Here is a 21,806-nt window from a genome sequence, read left to right as displayed (position 1 = left end):
CGGAATGTTTCTTGCCACAGGGGAAGAAATCCGAGGCCAAAGCCCCTCTCAAATGGTCCGACAAACCGGACATGTTATGGTCATACCACAGGCACAAACGTGCCCAAAATTGATCACCGGAGCCTGAAGGTCCTCAATTTGTTCTGCAAGTTCCCGCATGGACGAGCATGGCACATATCTTGATTATAAACCCAAACGGCAATTCTGCTGGGTTCGAAAAGCGCGCATGCGCCCCTGCGCAGGGGTGCGTCCGCGCAACAAGGCGTTCAAGATGTTCCATGATTACACATCCTGGGAGGGTTTCTGACGACACCCCCCCCTGCTGCATGCTCGACATCGTCAGGGCCTGCCAACCGGTCCACAGGCCCCAGTTTTAGATCGGAACCATCAAAGTCGCTGACCGTTCGACTCGAAAAAGGAGAGACGCATGGCTAAGAAAATGACCATCGACGGCAACACCGCCGCGGCGTATGTTGCGTACGCCCTGAGCGACGCGGCCGCCATCTACCCCATCACGCCCTCTTCCACCATGGCGGAGCTCGCTGATGACTGGTGCGCGCAAGGCCGCAAAAACATCTTCGGACAGCAGCTGCAGGTTCGCGAAATGCAGTCCGAAGCAGGCGCAGCCGGCGCAGTCCACGGCTCCCTGGCAGGCGGCGCCCTGACCAGCACCTTTACTGCTTCCCAGGGCCTGCTGCTGATGATCCCCAACATGTACAAGATTTCCGGCGAATTGCTGCCCGGCGTCTTCCATGTTTCCGCCCGCGCCCTGGCTGCCCATGCCCTGTCCATCTTCGGCGACCATGCAGACATCTATGCCTGCCGCCAGACCGGATTCGCCCTGCTGGCTTCCAACTCGGTTCAGGAAGCGCACGACATGGCGCTGGCAGCTCACATCGCGTCCATTGAATCCAGCATCCCGTTCCTGCACTACTTCGACGGCTTCCGTACCTCTCACGAAATCCAGAAGGTTGATGTCCTGGATTACGAAGAGATGGCCCCCCTGCTCAACCATGACAAGATCGACGAATTCCGCGCTCGCTCCATGAACCCTGAGCATCCCAATGTTCGCGGTACTGCGCAGAACCCGGACATCTATTTCCAGGGCCGCGAAGCTGCCAACCCCTACTACCAGAAAGTACCGCAAATTGTTAAAGAAGCTTTCGCCAAGGTAGAAAAGGCCACCGGCCGTACCTACAAGCTTTTTGAATACGTGGGCGCTCCTGATGCAGAGCATGTGATCATCGCCATGGGTTCCGGTTGTGAGACCATCGAAGAAATCGTCTCCCACCTGGGCGCCAAGGGCGAGAAAGTCGGCCTGCTCAAGGTTCGTCTCTACCGTCCCTTCTCCAATGAAGATCTGCTGGCCGCCCTGCCTGAATCCACCAAGATCTGCTCCGTGCTCGACCGCACCAAAGAGCCCGGCGCTCCCGGCGATCCGCTGTACCTCGACGTCTGCCAGGCCATGTTCCAGGCCGGCCGTAACGTCAAGGTCCTGGCTGGCCGCTACGGTCTCGGTTCCAAGGAATTCTCCCCCGCCATGGTTGCCGCAGTGTACGACAACATGAAGCAGGAGCAGCCCAAGCAGCATTTCACCGTGGGTATCGAGGACGACGTCACCAGCACTTCCCTGGCCATCGATCCCAAATTCCCCGACACCACCCCTGCCGGCACCATCCAGTGCAAGTTCTGGGGCCTCGGTTCTGACGGAACCGTCGGCGCCAACAAGCAGGCCATCAAAATCATCGGTGACAACACCGAGATGTTTGCCCAGGGTTACTTCGCCTACGACTCCAAGAAATCCGGTGGTATCACCATTTCCCACCTGCGCTTCGGTAAAGAGCCCATCAAGTCCACCTACCTGGTCAACCAGGCTGACTACGTGGCCTGCCACAACCCGGCATACGTCCACCTGTACGACGTGCTCGAGGGCATCAAGGAAGGCGGCACCTTTGTGCTCAACTCCCCCTGGAGCAAGGAAGACATGGAAAGCCATCTGCCCGGCGCCATGAAGAAGACCATCGCGGAAAAGAAGCTGAACTTCTACACCGTCGATGCTGTCAAGATCGCTGCCGAAGTCGGACTGGGCGGCCGCATCAACATGATCATGCAGACCGTGTTCTTCAAGCTTGCCGAAGTGCTGCCCTTTGAAACCGCTGTGGATCTGCTCAAGAAGTCCATCAAGAAGACCTACGGCAAGAAGGGCGACAAGATCGTCAACATGAACATCGCCGCTGTTGAGCAGGCGACTGCAGGCCTGATCAAGATCGACTACCCCGATTCCTGGGCCCAGAACGCAGCCGACAAGCAAGTCCAGCGCGACGAGCCCGCATTCGTCAGCGACGTCATGCGCCCCATGCTGGCGCAGCAGGGCGACAAGCTGCCCGTGTCCTGCTTCACCCCCGACGGCACCTTCCCCACCGCCACTTCTCAGTACGAAAAGCGCGGCGTGGCCATCAACGTGCCCGAATGGATCAAGGACAACTGCATTCAGTGCAACCAGTGCGCCTTTGTCTGCCCTCACTCCGCTCTGCTGCCTGTCCTGGCCACCGATGCTGAACTCGAAGGCGCTCCCGCTTCCTTTGAGACCCTCGGCGCCAAGGGCAAGGGCCTCGACGGCATGCACTTCCGCATCCAGGTCGACACCATGGACTGCATGGGCTGCGGCAACTGCGCAGACATCTGCCCTGCCAAGGAAAAGGCCCTGGTCATGAAGCCTCTGGCCAGCCAGACCGATGAGCAGGTGCCCAACTATGACTTCGCCATCAAGGTGCCGCACAAGGTCGAAGCCATGAGCCGCACCACCGTGAAGGGCTCCCAGTTTCAGAAGGGGCTGCTCGAGTTCTCCGGCGCCTGCGCAGGCTGCGGCGAAACTCCATACGTCCGCGTGCTTACCCAGCTCTTTGGCGAGCGCATGACCATCGCCAACGCCACGGGTTGCTCCTCCATCTGGGGCGCTTCCGCACCTTCCGCACCCTACACCACCAACCATGAAGGCTTCGGCCCGGCATGGGGCAACTCCCTGTTCGAAGACGCGGCCGAATTCGGCTACGGTATCCACCTGGGTATCAACACCCGCCGCAACGCCCTTGCCGATACCATGCGTGAAGTCATGAACAACGGCGCTTCCGCCGAGATCAAGACCGCCATGCAGGAATGGCTGGACGGTTTTGATGACGCTGAAGCCTCCAAGATTGCCGGCGACAAGCTCAAGAAGCTCCTCGCAGGGCAGAGCGACCCCACCCTGGCGAAGATCGCCACCCAGGGCGACCTCTTCACCAAGAAGTCCATCTGGGTCTTCGGCGGTGACGGTTGGGCATACGACATCGGCTACGGCGGACTGGACCACGTCCTCGCTTCCGGCGAAGACATCAACGTCCTGGTCATGGACACCGAAGTCTACTCCAACACCGGTGGTCAGAGCTCCAAGGCTACACCCATGGGCTCCATCGCCAAGTTCGCCGCTTCCGGTAAAAAGATTGGCAAAAAGGACCTGGCTCGCATGCTCATGAGCTATGGCTACATCTACGTGGCCTCTGTTTCCATGGGCGCCAACAAGAACCAGTACCTCAAGGCCCTGGTGGAAGCCGAAAGCTACCCCGGACCCTCCATCATCATTGCCTACGCGCCTTGCATCAACCAGGGTATCCGCAAGGGTATGGGGCGTACGCAGGAAGAAGAACGCCTGGCAGTCGCAAGCGGCTACTGGCCTCTGTTCCGCTACGATCCCAGACTTGCCGAGCAGGGTAAGAACCCCTTCCAGCTCGACTCCAAGGCCCCGGACGGCACCCTGCAGGAGTTCCTCTCCGGCGAGAACCGTTACGCCGCTCTGGAAAAGCTGTACCCCGAGGAAAGCAAGGCCCTGCGCGCCGGCATCCAGAAGGATATCGACGAGCGCTGGCACATCCTCGAACTGCTCTCCAAGGTCAACCCTTACGAAAAGACGCCTCAGGACATTCAGATCCCTGGCGCCCAGGGTTCCGACGCAAATTGCGAAGTGACTTCCACTCCTGAGCATGCCCGCCCCGGCACGGGGGACGCGTGCGATGATGGACGCAGTGGCAAATAACTCGCACCCAGGCTGAAAAAACGACACCCCCCTGTCGCTGTTGCGGCAGGGGGGTGTTTTCTTTTAGTAGTGGCCAGAAAGATCAGAAAAGGGCTTCATGGGCAGGCACCACACCTCCTGCAGGCGCCACATAGCGCACTTCGCACTCCATAAGCACGCCCGTGCGGTCCGCCACCGACTTTCTTACGTGGGCAATGAGCGCAAGAACGTCCGCCGAACGCGCGTTGCCCGTATTCACAAAGAAATTGGCATGCTGGGGAGAAACCTGAACACCGCCCCTGCGCACGCCCTTGAGGCCTGCATCTTCAATGACCTTACCAGGGGGGCCGAAGCGCTCGTACAACGCTTCCATACTTTTGAAGACCGAACCGCAACTGGGCATTTCCAGGGGAAACTTGGACTGACGCTCGCGCAAATCCGCATCAATCCGCTGCAGCACCGCGGCCGGTTCATCCGGGGTCAGTTTGAGCACCGCTCCGGTCACGATGTACCCACCGCGCTGAAACACACTGCAACGATACCCGAACCCGCAGGCATCCGGCAAAAGGCGCTGCTGCTCCCCTTCCTGGTTCAGGACGGTGACGCTCACAACATTCTCGCCAATGCTCCTGCGACGGCTGCCGCCATTCATGGTAACAAGCCCGCCAAGGCTGCCTGGTATGTTGCCCGCATGTTCCAGACCTGAAAGGCCGGCCTTTCCGGCATGGCGGCTCAACGTGGAGACCTGAACGCCGGCGCCGGCGACCAGCAGGTCATTCTGCAGTTGCAAGCGCCCCAGAGCGTCGCCCATGCGGATGACAACACCCCTGAACCCGGCGTCGTCACAAAGAAGATTGGCGCCGCCCCCGAGTATCAACATGGGGATTGCTTCCCCACGGCAAAAGGTGATGACGGCGGCCAGTTCTTCCTCGCCGGCAGGCTCCAGCAACAAATCCGCCGGTCCGCCTATCCGCCAGCTGGTATATGCCGCAAGGGGGGCGTTTTCATATGCTTTGCCTTTTGCCAAGGCGCACAGATGTCGGGCGTACGCTTCCATGGAGGCATGGTTACCCGCTCTCGAACGCTGGCGCAAGAATCAACTTTGTTGCAGACCAGACCAGAGCACGTTACCGTTACAATCATGGATTCATTTTAACCACGAGGTCAACGTGGGTATACTCGCAACATTCGCTTTTACTTTTTTGCCGCTGCTTGTGGTATTCGCTGTTCCCGGCTTTGCCGCAGAGCGGCCCGTACTCATTGCCGTCATTGCAGCCAAAACCGGCACGGCCTCCACTTCCAATAAAATAATTTTCGAAGGGGCGCGGTTTGCAGTAAAGGACATAAACGCGGCAGGAGGCTTCAAGGGACATGACGTAAAGATCCTTGAGTTCGATAATGCGAGTACTGCGCTCGGCTCGAAACTCGCTGCAAAAAGGGCTATTAATGACGGCGTATTGGCTGTTGTTGGCGCATCCTGGAGCGCGCACTCCATCGCCATGGCGCCCGAGCTCCAAGCCGCCGGTGTGCCGATGATAACGCCCATTTCCACGAACCAGAAAGTGACGCTTTTCGGGAATTATATTTTCAGGGCCTGCTACACGGACCCATTACAAGCCCGCGTCATGGCGCGCTTTGCCCGCGAAGACCTGAAAGCCAAGACCGCCGTGACGCTGGTAAACGCTAGCAGGACATACAGCACCAACCTTGGTGATTTTTTTGAAAAATCCTTCATAGAAATGGGCGGCAGCATCCTCTGGCGCGGCGAATTTCTCCTGGATACCGCCGATTACAAGGACCTGCTTGAAAAAGCGTCAGCGTACAATCCGGACGTGCTCTATGTCCCCGGGGACAACCGCGATTCATCGTTCATCATCAAGCAGGCAAGGGAACGCGGACTGCAAGCCACCATTCTCGGGGGCGATTCCTTTGGTTTGCGCCTTTACGACTATATCGGCGACCTGGCTGATGGATGCTATTATACCACCAGCTGGCATACGGACAGCCCGCTGCCCCAATCCCGGGAATTCGTGAAGCGCTGGGAAAAGGATCATGGCGAGATCAAGCAGACCACACTGGCCCTGACCTATGACAGTTTCATGCTCCTGGCGGATGCAGCGCGCAGAGCAGAGACCCTGACAAGAGAGAATCTGCGCCAGGCTCTGGCAGAGACCAGGAATTTCCCTGGCGTCACGGGCTCCATTTCCTTTGATGCAAATGGCGACCCCATCAAACCCGTGGTCATCAACAAACTGGAAAACGGTGGAGCCACCTTTATCCGTAACGTTTCCCCTTAAGAAGCAGACTAAAAGAGAAGCTTAGTGAAATATTTTTCCACCATGTCGCTGCGGGTAAAGCTCTTCGCAGCCATCCTCTGTACCCTCTTGCTCATCGCAGTGCTTTTTGCCGGCGTGGCCGTACCGTTTCTGGAAAATGAGCTGAACACCGCAAAGAACAAGGCGCTGAGCCTGCTTGCCGTCATGGCTCGCAGCGATCGCGAGCGCCTGGCCAATGCCATTTTTGAGGGCCGGGACTCCGCCCTCCGCCTGCGCCTGGAGCAAATGCTCGAGGTCGACAACATCAGGATGGCATCCATATACGATAAGAAAGGCAAACTACTGCTCAAGGTCGGCACCATGCCGGACCACGAACTGCATCTTACGGAAGAGGAGCACTTCAGCAAGGCCAGGCAGGATTCTCTTACATGGCAGCAGACCCACCACCAGGAGGAAATTCTTCACTTTCTTTCGCACCTGGCCGCCATGGGCGAAACCACGGGCTACCTGCTACTGGAATATTCCCTGGAAGACATCAAGGATATGCACACGCTTTCCCTGAGCACCTTGGCGGCCCTCTTTGGCGCCATCATCCTTGTCCTGGCAGTATTCCTCAATGTTGTGGTTTCCAAAACCATCATTCGCCCTGTGACATCCCTGGCAAGAACCATGGAGACTCTGGCCAAGGGCAACATGGACTCACGCATCCCCATTGATCCCAAAGTGCACTCGCAGGACGAAGTGACCAGGTTGGGAGCAAGCTTCAACCAAATGGCCGACCGCATCAGTGAACAACAACGCACGTTGCGCATGGCCGAGGAAAAATACCGAGGCATTTTCGAAAACGCGGTGGAAGGCATCTTCCAGACCGATTCCAACGCCGTAATCATAAGCGCGAACCCTTCCATGGCGCACCTGCTGGGCTATGATTCGCCGGAACAGTTGCAAAAAGCCCGGCTGAACATCATACAGGATATTCCCGCCCGCGATGCCGAACGCGACGAACTGGTGCGTTTGCTGGTGGAGCATGGGCAGGTGGCCGGACTAGTCCTGCACATTGCCAGGCACGATGGCTCCAGCTTCAGAGGCAGCATGGCCATGCGCAGAGTGCCATGGCCGGAAGGAGGCATGCGTCACGAAGGCTCTATCCTGGACCTGAGCTTGCAGGAACAAAAGGAGCTTGCTGAGCGCGAACGCATGGCGGCTGAAGCCCAGGCCCAGGCGAAAAGCGCTTTTCTGGCCAACATGAGCCACGAAATCCGCACGCCGCTGAATGCCATCATAGGCATGAGCCATCTGGCGCTGCAATCCGGGCTGACCCCGCAGCAGCTTGACTACCTGGGCGCCATCAACAAGGCGGGCAAAGCACTCATCGGCGTCATTAATGACATTCTGGACTACTCCAAGATAGAGGCCGGCAAGCTGCAACTGCAAAGCAGAGACTTCGCGCTCGACGACGTGCTCAACCAGGTGGCTTCCATCTCCGCCCTGCAAGCGGAAGAAAAAGGCCTTGAATTTGTGTACCTGGTGTACCGGCACGTGCCAGTCATGGTTAAGGGCGACGCCACCAGACTGGAGCAAGTGCTGCTCAACCTCGTGGGCAACGCCATCAAATTCACAGAAACCGGAGAAGTGGTCGTCTCGGTGCGTATGCCCAAAGTGCAACCCGACCAGGGAATCCGGCTGGAATGCGGTGTGCGGGATACGGGCATAGGGATGGAAGAGGAAGAGGTGAACAAGCTCTTTGCCCCCTTCAGCCAGATAGATAGCAGCACCACGCGACGTTATGGCGGCACCGGTCTTGGACTTTCAATATGCAAAAGCCTCGTGCAGCTCATGCAGGGCGAGTTTCAAGTCAAAAGCCAGCCAGACAGGGGAAGCACCTTCACTTTTACCGCCATTTTCGACGCGGCGGCAACGCCTGCCACCCCGTTCCTTCCATTTTCCGCAGAAGGTGTGGCGCTGATTGTTGCGTCCAACGCCTCCACCCGCCAGGCCCTGATGGAGAACCTTTGTCAGACGGGTTTGCAGCCCGTATCGGCTCCCACTGCGGAACTGGCCCTGCGAATGGCAAAGGGCACAATGTCGCCCCCGTATCCCTTTGTCTTTCTGGATGCTTCGATGCCTTTTCTTGAAAACAATGCGGCCTATCTGCGCCATGAAGGAGCCATCGGCAACGCAACACGCCTGATATTGCTCACCCCCACTTACTCCCGCAACGCCTTCGCCCCCCTAGCACAAAGACTGCAGGCAACCGCGATGCTGAGCAAACCGTTTACACGCGCTGCTTTGTACCATGTCCTTTCCCTGGATGCAGAATCCCTGAAAAAGGAAATGGAAGGCGTCAGTGACGCCGCCCTACAAAAAAACAGTGAAAGAGACCTCGCACCGCTGCAGGGGAAGCGGGTGCTCCTGGCGGAGGATAATGCTGTTAACAGGCAATTGACCTCGGAGCTGCTGCACAAGGTGGGCATGGCGGTGGATGTGGCGACCAATGGCCTTGAAGCGGTGGAAGCAGTGGGCAATAAACACTATGACCTGGTGCTCATGGACGTGCAAATGCCTGAAATGGATGGGCTGCAGGCCTGCCGGATCATACGTCAGGAGATGGGCGCCAGGGCCTTGCCGATCATTGCGCTCACGGCGCACGCAACGTCCATGCAGGTGGAGCATTGTCTCAAGGCGGGCATGAACGAGCACCTCGGCAAACCCGTGGAGCCGGACAAGCTGTACGAGACTCTTATGCGCTTTCTTGCTGTGGCGTCAGAGCAGCAGGCTGCGCCTCCCAAACAGACTGCGCCGGAAAAAATGCAGGAATCTTCACACTCTGATACGGGATTCCCTGCTTTCCGGCACCTGAACGTACAGCACGGCATGTTGCTGATGGACAACGACCCGGCTCTTTACGCCAAACTACTGGGGCTTTTTCAGGTGGAGCATGCCAATAGCGAGCAGCAATTGCAGCAGGCACTGGAGGCAGGGCGTTTGGAGGATGCGCGTAAAATCCTGCACGACATCAAAGGGGTTGCAGGCAATATTGGTGCTTTCGGGCTTTCAGAATCCGCCAAGACATGCGAGGCGGCCCTCAAGGCAGGTGCGCAGAACCTGGACAAGGGCGCAATGGACCAGTTTCTCAACGAGTTTCACAACGTCATGGATGAACTGGACATGTTCTTTTCCGCATCTGCATCAGAGGAGTGAGACTTCTTCACCCTCCCCAGCAGGCAGCTCTCTTCAAGTCTGTCACAACAGCATCGCCGCCGCCTTTTTGTTCGCCAGCGTGTGTTGCCCCAGGCGCCAAAGGCTCCATGCACCCTCTGTCTGCGATAACACTGCATATTTTTTCAATGCAGGCATCCTTATTCGTACAATCAAGCTGCAACAACAGGTCTGGCCTGGCGGGGGGGCATATGGCTTCGGATAAGGCATCACATGGAGCCGCATCGCAAAACACCTCCACGTAATTTTCCAGCAGCCCCCTGTTCAGATCGCTGTCATGCGGGCTCATGGAAGTATACGCCACCAGCGAAACAACCCCGTGTTCATTAAGCAGACGACTCATTTCCCGCAGCCGTCTGACCCGGGCGGGAGCATCGTTAAGGTCAAAGCCAAGCCTTTTGCCCGTGGCCTCGCTGAACACATCCTCATAAAGCACCTGGGCCAATTTGCCTTGTGCTTCCAGTTTTGCTGCGATGCACGTTGCCAGAACAACAGGTGTTGCATCTTCGCCAAAGTGCCTATGGTCCGGCCTGTCGCCCCCCGTAATCCAGAGCGTAAACGGCATGAGGCTATCCTCCGATGTTTGCAATCGTCTTGCGCTCCCCGAAGCGCGAACAGAATGCATCATCGGCAACATTCGAAAATTCTTTAGGGTTTTCGAAAGAGGCTGACCGTTTTTCTGCCTACGACTCCATCCAGATAAAGCTGCCCTGCCTGCCACTGGCCTTGACCCGGCGGTAGGAAAAGAAATGGTCGTTCAGGCTCCAGGTGCACAGGTCCACCCCAAAAATACGTTCGCGTTCAAGCCCTGCCTCGCAAAGCTGATCGCGTGTAAGACGCCAAAGATCCATGGTTTTGGTTCGGCTGATGAACCAGGACTGGAAATCGCTGCCCCATTCCTTGTCGAAATGCACAAATTCGCTGGCTGCGGGGCCCAGGCTGGGGCCACGGACGGCAAACAGCTCTTGGGGGCGCAGCCCGTAGTGTTCGCAAAATCGCGTTACCCCACTTTGGGGAAAACAGATGCGGTTGCCGCGCCATCCCACATGTAAGGCCGCCACATATTTTCCGGACTCATGGGCAAGAAGCAGCGGCTGGCAGTCTGCAGTCTTGATGACCAGCGCCTGGCCGGGGAGTGCTGTGGCCAGGCCGTCGGCCTCTATCCAGCCGAAGCTGTCCCACATGGCGGGCTCGGGATCAAAAACCACGGCGTCGCCATGCACCTGCTTGCACTCCTGCCAGTGGGCAAAGCCGAGTTGCTCCTGCAAGGTCTTGCGATTTGCAAATACCCGTTCTTCACGGTCGCCTTCCGCCATGACGATGTTGCCCCAGGCATACGGATCTGCGGAGGCTTTTTGCCCTGCTGCCCGGCGGGTCTGGAACGCGCAGCGCACCCGCTCCACCCCGGGAAAGACAAAGGGGATGCAGATCAACTCTTTTTGTGCTGTGTCATCCATACAAGACGCTCCTCGGTGCACAGGCCATGCACCGGAATGTCCCAGGCCGCGACAGGCACCTTGGGAACAAGTTGCAAGGAAAAGCAGAACCCCACCAAGCGTGCGCCCTCCAGAGCGCCGGAGGCCGAGAGTCGGTCATAGTAACCGCCGCCGTACCCCAGGCGCCCGCCGTTGGCGTCAAAGGCCAGGCCAGGGAGCACGACCAGGTCCACCCCGCAGCTTCCGTTTACCGCATCACCCGCCAAAGGTGGCGCGCAGACAGCGGGATTCGGTTCAGCAATCCCATAGGCGCCGGTCGTCAACTCGGCAGCGGCCTTCACTGGCACAAGCTCCAAAGCCCCGGTCAAAACGCCCCCTTCGCGACAGCACCGTGGCAGCAGCACCTGCTTGCCTTCACTCCATGCTGCGTCCAGCAACAAGCCCGTGTCCATTTCGCCCTTGAAAGCCGCATACAGCAGCACGGTGCGCGCGTTTTGCCAGCACGCATCGTCCATAAGATTCACCTGGGCCTGCCTGGACAACGCCGCCGCCTCTTCCAGAGGGAGCTCCCGGCGCAATGCGGCCATTTTTTTGCGCAGGCCGTCTTTTGCCGCATCCAATGCTGTCGATACCGCTCTTGATTCAGACATGGTTTTCTGCAATCGTCTCAAGTCGTTGTTTTACGTATTCGGGAGGCTGACGGACAGGGAGAAAAAAACCTCGTTTCCCTTCTGCCTCGCAATATTTTAAGGAACATACCCGGCGTGGATATAAAACAAAAGGGGCCATGAACATGGTGCATAGCGATTTCTGGATCGGCATCGGCGACCTGCACGGCGAGACGGCTAATATTGCCGCCATCCCGGACCTGGAAAAGGCCCGCGGCGTTCTCGTTTCCGGTGACCTCACCATCAAAGGGGGCGCTGCCGAAGCCCGACGCGTGCTGCAGGCAGTTACCGCACGCAATAGGCACGTTCTGGCGCAAATTGGCAACATGGATACTCCCGAAGTGGACGGCATGCTGGACATGGAGGGATGGAACATCCACGTTCAGGCCATGGAGCTGACACCCGCAGAGGAAAGTCTCCCCTCCATAGGGTTGATGGCTGTGGGGGCATCGACCCCCACTCCGTTCAACACACCGAGCGAAGTCTCCGAGAATCAACTCGGCGCGTGGCTGCGGGAAGTGCACGAAGCACTCTTGCGCCACCCTGTCAGCTTTGGCGCAACGCTGTTGGTGGTGCACACCCCGCCCTTTGATACCGAGACCGACAAACTCCCCAACGGGCAACACGTGGGCAGCACAGCAGTGCGGGAATTCATCGAACGCGTGCAGCCCGATGTCTGCCTTACAGGGCATATCCATGAATCCCGCGCCCTTTGCAATATAGGGCGGACCGTCATCATCAACCCCGGTCCGCTGGCGGACGGCGGCTATGCCCGTATCGAACGCTCCGCTCAGGGGATTACCGCCAGCCTGAAGGTCCTGTAAGGCGCACCAGACGATGAAACTGCTCCGCACCAGCCAGAAAATGGGGATCGCCGCGGCCATCATGGGCCTGAGCGTGTTGCTTTCACGCTTCATGGGACTGGTGCGCGACAAGGTCATCTCCTACTATTACGGCGCCGGTATGGAGTCGGACGTCTATTTCGCGTCATTCGTGATCCCGGACTTCATCAATTACCTGCTCGCCGGCGGGTATTTTTCCATAACCCTGATTCCGCTGCTGGCTTCGTACTTTGAAGGCGGAGAACACGGCGCCCTGGACAATGAAGACGGCTGGGATTTTTTCTGGTGCGTATTCAACTGGATAGCAATAGCCATCATCAGTGTGACCCTGGTTGCCATGCTGCTGTCCCCCTGGCTGGCCAAACTGGCGGCGCCGGGCTTCGATGCAGAGGCCTTGGAGCGGCTGTCCCTGTTTCTGCGCATCATCCTGCCCGCCCAGATATTCTTTCTGCTAGGGTCCTGCCTTACCGCACTGCTCTACCTGCGCAGACAGTTCGCCGTGCCCGCCATCACGCCCCTGGTCTATAACGGCGCCATAATTACGGGCGGCATGCTGCTCATCCATAAGGGTATGGAGGGGTTTTGCTGGGGGGTCCTGGCCGGCTCATTATTGGGCAACTTCCTGTTGCCCCTCCTGGCCGCGCGCAACGGTACACAAGGCGTTCTGCGCTGGCGTCCGGTTTTTCGTCACAGGGGGCTGAAAAAATTCATCCTGCTGGCGCTCCCTCTGATGGTAGGGCAAAGTGTCGTGGTCCTGGATGAACAGCTGTTGCGCATCTTCGGCTCCCTGACCAGAGAAGGCGCTGTCAGTTGGCTGAATTATGCACGCCGGATCATGCTGGTTCCTGTAGGCGTTGTGGCGCAGGCAGCGGGTCTGGCCTCCTATCCTTTTCTGGCGAGCCTGGCCGCAAAAGGAGACGACACGCGCTTTGATGAAACCCTGCGGCAGGCCTTGGCGGGTGCAACCGCACTGGTCATTCCCCTTTCCATGTGGATGCTGGCCGTCGCCGAACCCACCATCCGCCTGATATTCGAACAGGGGCGTTTTGGCGCCACCGCCACCCAGGAAACCGCCCTCTGCCTGCAAATCATGCTCATCGGGGTCTTCTGCTGGGGGGTGCAACAAATCGTAGGGCGTGCGTTTTACGCGCGCAAAAACACCCTTACCCCTGCCATCTGCGGCACCCTGGCCAGTCTGGGATTCATCCCCATATACTATATTCTGGCCAAAAACATGGACGCGGCAGGCATTGCCCTATCCAGCACCTTGTCCGTTGCCAGTTACACCCTGCTCCTTTCCCTGGTCTGGCGACGCAAACACGGCAAGGGAGCTTTTGCCGGCCTGGGACGGACCATCTTTGCCGCCGCCCTTGTCAGCACACCTGCCAGCGCAGCAGCATGGGGCATGGTGCTGCTTTCTCGCAACTGGCTGCCACAGCGCCCCTTGCTGGCTGCCCTTGCCGCCATAATGGCCAGCGGAGTGGTCTTTACTGTGGCGTTCTTCGTGGTCGGCAAGGTTGCCGCCCCCAAGGCTTTGGCCCCCGTGTTCGATATAACGGGCAAAGTCGTCAGCAAGGTACGCTCCCGTATATTCCACAACTAGTCCTGCATACACGTTTTTCAATAGATACACCCATGCTGCGCCGATGCAGTTGACCCTTTGGTCAGATCGGCATATTCTTCCGCTACCCTTTTGGGGAGAGGGCTCCAGCCGCCACCTATCAAAAAATTTATGACACAAGACTGTACCAACGTCCGTATTCTTCTCGTCGAAGACAGTGCGCCCATTTCTTCCAATTTGTGCGAAACCATCGTGCAGGAATTGGAGTTTGAAGTGGACGTGGCGTCCTCTTTTGCCGAGACCAAGACGCTTTTAGAAGACAATGGCAATGAATATTTCCTTGCTATACTGGACCCTACCCTGCCTGATGCGTCCCAGAACGAAATCATTGATTACGCCATGGAACACCGGCTGCCTGCCATTGTCTACACGTCCAACGAGGACCAGGAACAACGCCAGGAACTGCTGGACAAGAACATCATCGACTACGTTTACAAAAACAGCCAGAGCACAGGAGAAATTGTTCGTCTGCTGGGGCGGCTCTACCGCAACAAAAGCGCCCGCGCCTTGGTGGTGGACGACTCCCCACTTTTCCGACGCATGGTCCGTTCGCTTTTGAAAACGTATATGTTCCAGGTGCATGTTGCCTCCAGCGGCGAAGCCGCGCTGGCCATAATGAACAAGCATGCAGACATTTCTCTGGTCATTACCGATTATGAAATGCCGAACATGAACGGCGCGGAGCTCTGCAAAACTATCAGGGAAACGCACTCGCGCGAGGAAGTGGCCATCATCGGCATTTCCGCCCAAAACGATGAGATGCTCGCTGTGCGCTTCATCAAGAACGGAGCCAACGATTTCATCAAGAAGCCCTTCTCGCGCGAGGAATTTTATCTCCGGGTCGTCCATAACCAGGAGACAATTGAAACATTTCGTAAATTGCGTGAGTTGAGCGAACTGAAGAACCGCTTTCTGGGCATCGCGGCCCATGATCTGCGCAACCCCATCAATGGTATCAAGGGATTCAGCGGCCTGCTGCATGATGACCTGGGCAAGATGGGACTGCGCGAACAGGCTGAAATGTGCGAATTCGTTCTGAACTCCAGCACGCAGATGCTTGAGCTGGTCAACGATCTGCTGGATATTTCCGTCATTGAAAGCGGCAAGTTGGACCTCAGCTACGCCAAAACCGACCTGGAAAAGTTGATTGATGAGCGTCTGCGAATAATGAACATATCCGCCGCCAGCAAAGACCTGCGGCTGGTGCCACGACTGGAAAAAAACGTTATTGCCGATTGCGACCCCAAGCGAATCGCCCAGGTGGTGGACAATTTGTTGTCCAACGCGGTGAAGTTTTCCCCCATGGGCGCGGTGGTGCGCGTGAGTCTGTCCGTTGCAAACGATCAGGCCGAGGTCCGGGTTACCGACCAGGGGCCTGGCATCCCGGAAGACCAGTGGCACCTGCTTTTCCAGACCTTTTCAAAACTCAAGACCCGTCCCTCTGGCAATGAAACCAGCACTGGGCTCGGACTTTCCATAGTGAAGAAGATAATGGATACGCACCTGGGCAGCGTGGGCGTGGACAGCACACCCGGACGGGGCGCCAGTTTTTTCTTCAACCTTCCCCTTACCAGACCGGCAGGCAACGGCAACGCAACCTGCGCTTGATTTTCCGGCTGGCGCAGGTACTATGCCGCTACAGGCGTAGTCTTTTGTCTGCCCGACAAACCTCAAGCCCCGAGAGTCTGCCGTGCCGAAACCCGACAATACGTGCACTCCGGCCAAGAAGACCCCTCCCTCTTCTGCCAAGGCCAAGGCTGCCAAAGAGAGTCTGAACGAGAGCCAACTCATCGACCTGCTGGCCGAGCAGCTCAAGATCGACAAGTACTCTCCGGATAAATATCCCAAGGACGTCAAGCTCAAGGAAATCATAAATTCCGAGCTGGCGCAGCAGTTCCGGATCGTGCCCTTGCGCAAGGAAGGGCAATTATTGATCATCGCAACCAACGACCCCTCCGATCTGCGCACGCAGGATGACATCCGGCGGATAACCAACCTTGATGTGGAGCCGGTCATCTGCACGGAGCAGCAGCTCAACATCCTGGCCCAGGAGATGTACGGCACAACGTTCAGCGTAACGGAAATGATTTCCAGCATGGACGGCATGGAGGCCGACACGGAAGCCGACGCCCACGGTGAAGACCTGGACGTTTCCATCAGCTCCGCCCAGGACATGGCCCAGGAAGCGCCTGTCATCAAATTGGTCAACTCCATTCTGATGCAGGCCGTGCGGGAAAAAACCTCTGACGTCCATATCAGCCCTGAAAAAGACCGCATCCAACTGCGATTCCGCATCGATGGCCAGCTCAAAGAATTTCCTGCCCCGCCAAAAAGCTATTTCTTTCCGATCATTTCCCGCGTCAAGCTCCTTGCCGGCATGGATATTTCGGTAACGCGCATCCCCCAGGACGGACGTTTCACCTTCCGCTACGGAGACTCCGAAGTCAGTGTCCGCGCCAGTTCGCTGCCCACAATTCATGGCGAAAACATGGTCATGCGTCTCTTGCAGCAAAGCGCTGGCAAGGCCCTGGAACTGGAAGATCTGGGACTGGCGCCCAATGAAATGGATAAATTTCTGCGCTCCGTGCAAAAGCCCTACGGCATGGTTCTGGCCACCGGCCCCACAGGCAGCGGCAAATCCACCCTGCTGTATTCCCTGCTCAGAAAGGTGAACACGCCCAACGTGAACATCATCACCCTGGAAGACCCTGTGGAATACCGGCAGCCCGGCATCCGCCAGGTCCAGCTCAACCGCCGGGCCGGCATGACCTTTGCCAGCGGCCTCAAATCCATCCTGCGCCAGGACCCCAACGTGATAATGGTCGGCGAAATCCGCGACCAGGAAACCGCGTCCATCGCCATCGAGTCGGCCCTTACCGGACATTTGCTGCTTTCAACCCTGCATGCCAATACGGCCTGCGGCGCGGTAACCAGGTTTATCGAAATGGGCATCGAGCCTTTTCTCGTGGCGTCCACACTACTCGTGGTGGGGGCACAACGCCTGGTGCGTCGCATCTGCCCGCACTGCATAGAAACCTATGAGGCCCCCATGGAGGCCATGAGCGCACTGGGCTTGAAACCCGTAAAGGGCACACCGTTTTTACGCGGCAAGGGCTGCTCGCAGTGCAACAACACAGGCTACATCGGACGCTGCGGCATTTATGAAATTTTAGAAGTCACCAACGATATCAAGGACCTGATCATCAAGGGCGCCTCCATGCACCAGATCGAGAAACGGGCAGTGGAACTCGGCGTGCTGCGGACCCTGGTCATGGACTCGGCGGACAAGGTGCTGCGAGGGTTCACCACGTTGGAGGAAGCAAGTGCCGCTGTCCTGGTTTGATCGCTGGAGTGTTCGCGGACGCAGCGCCCCCCGCCCTGTATCCGGCTTAAAGGAACGTCTCAGCCTTGAGTTGTGCGCCCTTGTCGTGCCGGGACGCATACGCCCCATGCCAGGTACATGGGGGTCTCTTCTTGCTGCGCTGCTTGCGCCCTTTCTGTTTCTGCCCATGGCCTGGGGCGGACGCACGCTGCTGCTTGCTGCAATTTTTGTTGTCGGCGGCCTGGCGGCCACCATTGTGGAGCGCCTCTACGACAACAAAGACCCCAGCATAGTGGTGGTGGACGAACTCGTGGGGCAGTGGATTGCGTATTTCCCCTTCGCGACCCTGGGCCCCTGGGACCTGGCCGTGGGATTCCTGCTCTTCCGTATTTTCGATATCTTAAAGCCGCCACCGGTGAAAAGTTCTGAAACATGGCTGCCAGAGGGCTTTGGCATCATGCTTGACGATGTGCTGGCAGGGCTCTACGCCATGCTGGGACTCTGGCTGGTGCGCATGGTCGCGCTGGGCTGAGGCATGCATCAGGCCTGTTTTCCGAGGAGATATTTTTACAGCAGAATCTTCCCCCCAGAACTAACAACACCCGGGGCGCTTTTACTATGCAAAATACTAACAACACACAGGCCTGCGCGCGTTAGCGAATAAAGTACCCCCCTATCCGCCAAACGCCGTCCTCCTCGCGCTGCATGGTCACGGTCTCAACGCCGCGACTTTTTCGGGCAAAGGTGGTGGCAAACTGAAAAACCACATAGACCCCATCAGGGGCGCCAGCCAGGTATTCCGTATACTGGGCATTGGCGCGCTTGCGTTTGACAAGACGCCCCATGGGAGCGCGCACGGCCTTGAGCTGGTGCTCCCAATCCTCCCTGCTGACAGCCAGTTTGAACAAGCGCGTGGTCCTGTCCCAGCTCGCAGCGAATTTCCCGGCATCCACCATTTTCAGCCAGCGCAAGGCTGCTCTTTCCGCCCGTGCAATGGCCCCGGCTTCTGTCTCGGGCTGCCCAAAGGCATCTGGGCCGGACTCATCCTCCCAGGAATCTTCCTCGGTCTGCTCCTGCTGCATGGGTTGTGAGGGCTGCTGTGTGACAGGGGGGGATGTTGGGGAGGGTTGCTCCTGAACCTGCGCAGGAGCTACAGGCGCGTCTTTTGCGACAGGCGCGCCCTTGGTGGCAGGCGCGTCCTTGGTGGCAGGCGCTTGCGTGGTTTCTGGCTGTTCTTTGCCGGCCGGAGCCTCCGTAGCAGCGGGTTCCGACTTTTCAGCGGCGCCAAAGGAGAGCACATCCTCTGCGCTTGGCGCCTTCATGGCCAGAAGACAGTGCGGCATAGCAAAAATAAACAGGGACAATGCCATGAATACGCCTGCAGAAACGAGAAGAATCCTGGACTTGGTGCGCACCATGTGCACTCTCCTGGCTGTTGTTCCACTAATCTGTCTGGGCCCGTTCTTCAGGAAATGTCTTCCGACTCCGGAAGCTGCGCCTTAATCCTGCAAACACCGCATACTTCAGCCGAGGTGGGATAGCCACAGCGGGCGCACTCCACGAGGGTATCTCCCTTCGCAGCCTCCACAGCCTGAAACGCAGCGCGCCCCTGCTTGAGAAAAAGCTCGTAATGGCACAGCTTCTGCCCGGGCATTTGTTCTTCAAGCTCTGCCCAAAGCTCCTTATGCACGCTGAAAGTAGCCCCCTTACTGTAGGGGCAGCCAGAGACATGATAGTCAATGCCCTGTAAAAAACAATAGTTGGCCAGTTCAAACTCGCTGAGACGATACAGGGGTTTGACCTTGCGCACAAATCGGCCGGAAGCCTCCAGTACCGGCCCCTGATCACTCAGATAGGCGCTGTCCCAACGCAGAACATTGGCAAAAAGGCGCGCCACTTCGTCATCGAGATTATGCCCCGTCGCCAGGGCCGTATAGCCGCCTTCCATGGCTCTGCGATTGAAGATGTAACGTTTCATCTTGCCGCAAACCGAACAGATGGGGCGTTTGACGTGTTTGCGCACAAGCGGAATGGCCGCGCCTTCCTTTGCAAGCTCATGCACCTCCAGCTTGTAGCCATGCTTTTCGCAAAAACGCTCCACCGAGGCGCGGGCATGCTCTGAGGAATCGGGAATGCCCAGATCCACATGCAACCCTGTCACGTTGTATCCCAGCCGGTTCAGCATGTGCATCAGCGCCAGGGAATCCTTGCCCCCGGAAAGAGCGGCTAGAATTTTATCGTCTGGTGAAAGCATTTTTTGCGCGTGGATGCCGCGCTCCACCTGGCGCAGGGCAAAAAGGTCGAAACATTCCCCGCAAAAACCTGTATGATGGCTTGGCAAAGCCACTACGGCCGGCTCGCGGCAGCGTTTGCATTTCATTTCAAGAACCTCATTATGGGGGGCGCCCCCCGCTGTATGGAACGGTTGTGCTCCACGCGCCTGCCATAGTTGCAGGAGCGCTGCCCAGCCGTTTCAAACGAATTGGTGTTTGATGTAATCAGACATTTCCGCACTCGCCATTGCATCCGAGGGACGTGCTGCAGAAGCCCTTCGTATCAACGTAAACGCATGTGAGAAAGTGAAATTCTGTTCACCCGGGCAATGCGCCGGAGATCATCCTCTGGAGCCGACCTTGCGGACAACGAGGCTGTCGCCTGCATACAGGGGCAAATCAGGCGTCAAAAGCTTGCCCTCGCGAATGACAAGGGCTCGCGTGGGTTTAAGCTTGAGCTGATTGAGGAGCTGGAGCACCGTGTTCGCTTTGGCAACTTCCACATTCCGGCCATCCGGCTCTATCAATACCTGAACCATGTGCTCCTCAAAGTTGTTGGCGGATCAAGGAGAGAACGCAGTCCATCTCTTCCTGAAGCTGCTTGAAACATTTTTTCACCTCACCGACATCGCCCTTGCCGGCAGTGCTTTCCAGTTCAATGGCGAGTTCCTTGCACTTGGAGGCGCCGATGGCGGCGGCGGAGCCTTTCAGCGAATGCGCCTGCCGCATTACATTGTGCAAATCTCCGGCTTCCACATGTCCAGTGAGTGCTTCCATCTTCACTGGCGCGTCTTCGGAAAATGCGGCGTACAGCTCTTCCAGCAGTTCCCTGTCATCCCCCAGGCGCGCAAGTGTCTGTTCCGTTTCCAAATGTCCGGAGCTATTTGCATCATCAATCATGGCGCACCTTCTTAATCGTAACTTTCTAGCAACTTTATCAAAAAAAGTCTACCATAGTGGAAGGAAACAAAAAGCGGCTTTATCCTCTCCGCCACGTATACCTCAGTATGCTACGATTCGCCAACCCCGCCAGCTTCCAGGCTATGCCTCCCCGACACGATCTTTCAGCTTTACCGCGCTCCATCTTGTCATTTATCCTGGCCTGTACTAATGATATTCAAATCAGGCTTTTTATGATCAAGGGATACATGAAATCCATTTTTTTCCAGGAGCATCGCCGCTCCAGCAGGAAACATAGACAGTGCTAAAGGGAGTACGGACATGGGCAAAAAAATTCTGGTCGTCGACGACGAAAAGCATATCCGCATGCTCTACAAGGAAGAGCTCGAGTCCGAGGGGTACGAAGTCGCCACGTCAGATGGGCAGGAGTCGATACTTGACGTCATAGCGCGTGAAACGCCCGAGGTGGTCGTGCTTGATATCAAACTGGGGCCCAATCTTTCCGGCCTTGACCTGTTGCAAGAAATCAGAAGCAAGGACCAGAGTCTTCCCGTCATTCTGAGCACCGCATACGACAGCTTCCAGCACGATCTCAAGTCGATTGCGGCGGATTATTACGTGGTCAAGTCTGTAGAACTGGATGAGCTGAAGAACAAGGTGGCTCTTGCCATGAGCAAGGCCCAGCAAGGCTGAAGCATGTCTTAGAGCTGTTCTTTAATGACAAAGTAATCCGCAAGCTGCACCAGCTTGAGAACTTTCAGCACCTGCTCGCTGGGGCGCAGCAGAACGAAATCAACGCTTTTTTCACTGCACAGCTTACGCAGCAGCACCAGCATATTGATGCCAATGGTGTTCATGAAAACCAATCCGGAAACGTCCACTGCCAAGACCTGCAGATCCGATCGGTCCAGGGCCTCGACAATCTCCTCTTTCAGGCTCGTGACAAGTTGCAAGCTCGTTTCTCCATGCAAACTGGCTTGCAGCATGCCATTGGAGATTTCCATCGAGTAGCTGTCCTTCACGAACACCTCCATTCCCTTGTTGCAGTGAGCATTCTTTAGCAGTTTTATTGTGCACCCACTGAAAGCCATAGCTAATGCAAGGGGCGTTTCTTCGCAAGTACTGCGCTGGCATACGGCCTGAAAAGGAATTGCCTGTCAGGTTGCTTGCCTCCCGTCCTTGAACGTGATAGCCGCTGTCC

18 protein-coding genes are annotated in these 21,806 nt (G+C 57.3%); 9 read left to right on the top strand and 9 right to left on the bottom strand.

Annotation, left to right across the window (positions count from 1 at the left end; all coding sequences use genetic code 11):
• Positions 1-427: 427 nt before the first annotated feature.
• Positions 428-4,069 carry a pyruvate:ferredoxin (flavodoxin) oxidoreductase gene (gene nifJ / locus ACZ5EH_RS09395; RefSeq protein WP_464277865.1) on the top strand — a complete coding sequence of 1,214 codons (3,642 nt, stop codon included), beginning with the start codon at positions 428-430 and terminating at the stop codon, positions 4,067-4,069.
• An 82-nt stretch (positions 4,070-4,151) separates the two neighbouring features.
• On the opposite strand, the gene murB is transcribed toward nifJ, so the two are convergent.
• Positions 4,152-5,105: a UDP-N-acetylmuramate dehydrogenase gene (murB, locus tag ACZ5EH_RS09390; RefSeq protein ID WP_464277864.1), complete on the bottom strand. Its 954-nt coding sequence runs from the start codon at positions 5,103-5,105 to the stop codon at positions 4,152-4,154.
• Between the two features lie 112 nt (positions 5,106-5,217).
• Here murB and ACZ5EH_RS09385 point away from each other — a divergent pair, with 112 nt between their 5' ends.
• Positions 5,218-6,345: an ABC transporter substrate-binding protein gene (locus ACZ5EH_RS09385; RefSeq protein ID WP_464277863.1), complete on the top strand. Its 1,128-nt coding sequence runs from the start codon at positions 5,218-5,220 to the stop codon at positions 6,343-6,345.
• A 24-nt stretch (positions 6,346-6,369) separates the two neighbouring features.
• Positions 6,370-9,525 (top strand): response regulator, encoded by a 3,156-nt coding sequence (locus tag ACZ5EH_RS09380; protein ID WP_464277862.1) that lies wholly within the window; start codon positions 6,370-6,372, stop codon positions 9,523-9,525.
• 7 nt (positions 9,526-9,532) lie between these two features.
• On the opposite strand, the gene ACZ5EH_RS09375 is transcribed toward ACZ5EH_RS09380, so the two are convergent.
• The 3 genes from ACZ5EH_RS09375 to ACZ5EH_RS09365 all read right to left on the bottom strand — a co-directional run bounded on the left by ACZ5EH_RS09375 (position 9,533) and on the right by ACZ5EH_RS09365 (position 11,629).
• The gene (locus tag ACZ5EH_RS09375) at positions 9,533-10,108 is read right to left on the bottom strand and encodes an adenylyl-sulfate kinase (protein ID WP_464277861.1); all 576 of its coding nucleotides are present in this window, start codon (positions 10,106-10,108) and stop codon (positions 9,533-9,535) included.
• Between the two features lie 118 nt (positions 10,109-10,226).
• A complete protein-coding gene (locus ACZ5EH_RS09370; protein ID WP_464277860.1) occupies positions 10,227-11,000 on the bottom strand; it encodes a purine nucleoside phosphorylase YfiH/LACC1 family protein in 774 nt (257 codons plus the stop codon).
• Positions 10,973-11,629, bottom strand: a complete 657-nt coding sequence (locus tag ACZ5EH_RS09365; protein ID WP_464277859.1) for a 5-formyltetrahydrofolate cyclo-ligase — start codon at positions 11,627-11,629, stop codon at positions 10,973-10,975. The genes ACZ5EH_RS09370 and ACZ5EH_RS09365 overlap by 28 nt, the downstream gene beginning before the upstream one ends.
• Positions 11,630-11,772: 143 nt before the next feature.
• Here ACZ5EH_RS09365 and ACZ5EH_RS09360 point away from each other — a divergent pair, with 143 nt between their 5' ends.
• From ACZ5EH_RS09360 to ACZ5EH_RS09340, 5 genes are all read left to right on the top strand, one after another.
• A complete protein-coding gene (locus tag ACZ5EH_RS09360; protein WP_464277858.1) occupies positions 11,773-12,471 on the top strand; it encodes a metallophosphoesterase family protein in 699 nt (232 codons plus the stop codon).
• Between the two features lie 13 nt (positions 12,472-12,484).
• Positions 12,485-14,092 (top strand): murein biosynthesis integral membrane protein MurJ, encoded by a 1,608-nt coding sequence (gene murJ, locus ACZ5EH_RS09355; protein ID WP_464277857.1) that lies wholly within the window; start codon positions 12,485-12,487, stop codon positions 14,090-14,092.
• A gap of 129 nt (positions 14,093-14,221) precedes the next feature.
• A complete protein-coding gene (locus ACZ5EH_RS09350) occupies positions 14,222-15,718 on the top strand; it encodes a response regulator (RefSeq protein ID WP_464277856.1) in 1,497 nt (498 codons plus the stop codon).
• 82 nt (positions 15,719-15,800) lie between these two features.
• On the top strand, positions 15,801-17,453 hold the full coding sequence (locus ACZ5EH_RS09345) for a GspE/PulE family protein (protein ID WP_464277855.1): 1,653 nt from the start codon (positions 15,801-15,803) through the stop codon (positions 17,451-17,453).
• Positions 17,434-17,964 carry a phosphatidylglycerophosphatase A family protein gene (locus ACZ5EH_RS09340; RefSeq protein WP_464277854.1) on the top strand — a complete coding sequence of 177 codons (531 nt, stop codon included), beginning with the start codon at positions 17,434-17,436 and terminating at the stop codon, positions 17,962-17,964. The genes ACZ5EH_RS09345 and ACZ5EH_RS09340 overlap by 20 nt, the downstream gene beginning before the upstream one ends.
• Positions 17,965-18,085: 121 nt before the next feature.
• Here ACZ5EH_RS09340 and ACZ5EH_RS09335 read toward each other — a convergent pair whose 3' ends face one another.
• The 4 genes from ACZ5EH_RS09335 to ACZ5EH_RS09320 form a co-directional block, all read right to left on the bottom strand.
• Entirely contained in the window at positions 18,086-18,850 is a 765-nt protein-coding gene (locus tag ACZ5EH_RS09335) for a DUF4019 domain-containing protein (RefSeq protein ID WP_464277853.1), read from the bottom strand.
• Between the two features lie 47 nt (positions 18,851-18,897).
• Entirely contained in the window at positions 18,898-19,812 is a 915-nt protein-coding gene (locus tag ACZ5EH_RS09330; RefSeq protein ID WP_464277852.1) for a PP-loop family protein, read from the bottom strand.
• A 234-nt stretch (positions 19,813-20,046) separates the two neighbouring features.
• Positions 20,047-20,244 (bottom strand): hypothetical protein, encoded by a 198-nt coding sequence (locus ACZ5EH_RS09325; RefSeq protein WP_464277851.1) that lies wholly within the window; start codon positions 20,242-20,244, stop codon positions 20,047-20,049.
• A 7-nt stretch (positions 20,245-20,251) separates the two neighbouring features.
• Positions 20,252-20,605, bottom strand: coding sequence for an Hpt domain-containing protein (locus ACZ5EH_RS09320; protein ID WP_464277850.1), 354 nt, complete (start codon positions 20,603-20,605; stop codon positions 20,252-20,254).
• A gap of 321 nt (positions 20,606-20,926) precedes the next feature.
• Between ACZ5EH_RS09320 and ACZ5EH_RS09315 the strand changes: the two genes are divergently transcribed.
• Positions 20,927-21,298 carry a response regulator gene (locus ACZ5EH_RS09315; protein WP_464277849.1) on the top strand — a complete coding sequence of 124 codons (372 nt, stop codon included), beginning with the start codon at positions 20,927-20,929 and terminating at the stop codon, positions 21,296-21,298.
• Positions 21,299-21,306: 8 nt separating this feature from the next.
• On the opposite strand, the gene ACZ5EH_RS09310 is transcribed toward ACZ5EH_RS09315, so the two are convergent.
• Positions 21,307-21,627 carry an STAS domain-containing protein gene (locus ACZ5EH_RS09310; protein ID WP_464277848.1) on the bottom strand — a complete coding sequence of 107 codons (321 nt, stop codon included), beginning with the start codon at positions 21,625-21,627 and terminating at the stop codon, positions 21,307-21,309.
• Positions 21,628-21,806 lie beyond the last annotated feature (179 nt).

The sequence above is a fragment of the Desulfovibrio biadhensis genome (assembly GCF_055388615.1).
Note: the sequence above shows the minus strand (reverse complement) of the source record. Positions and strands in the feature narration are given on the sequence as shown.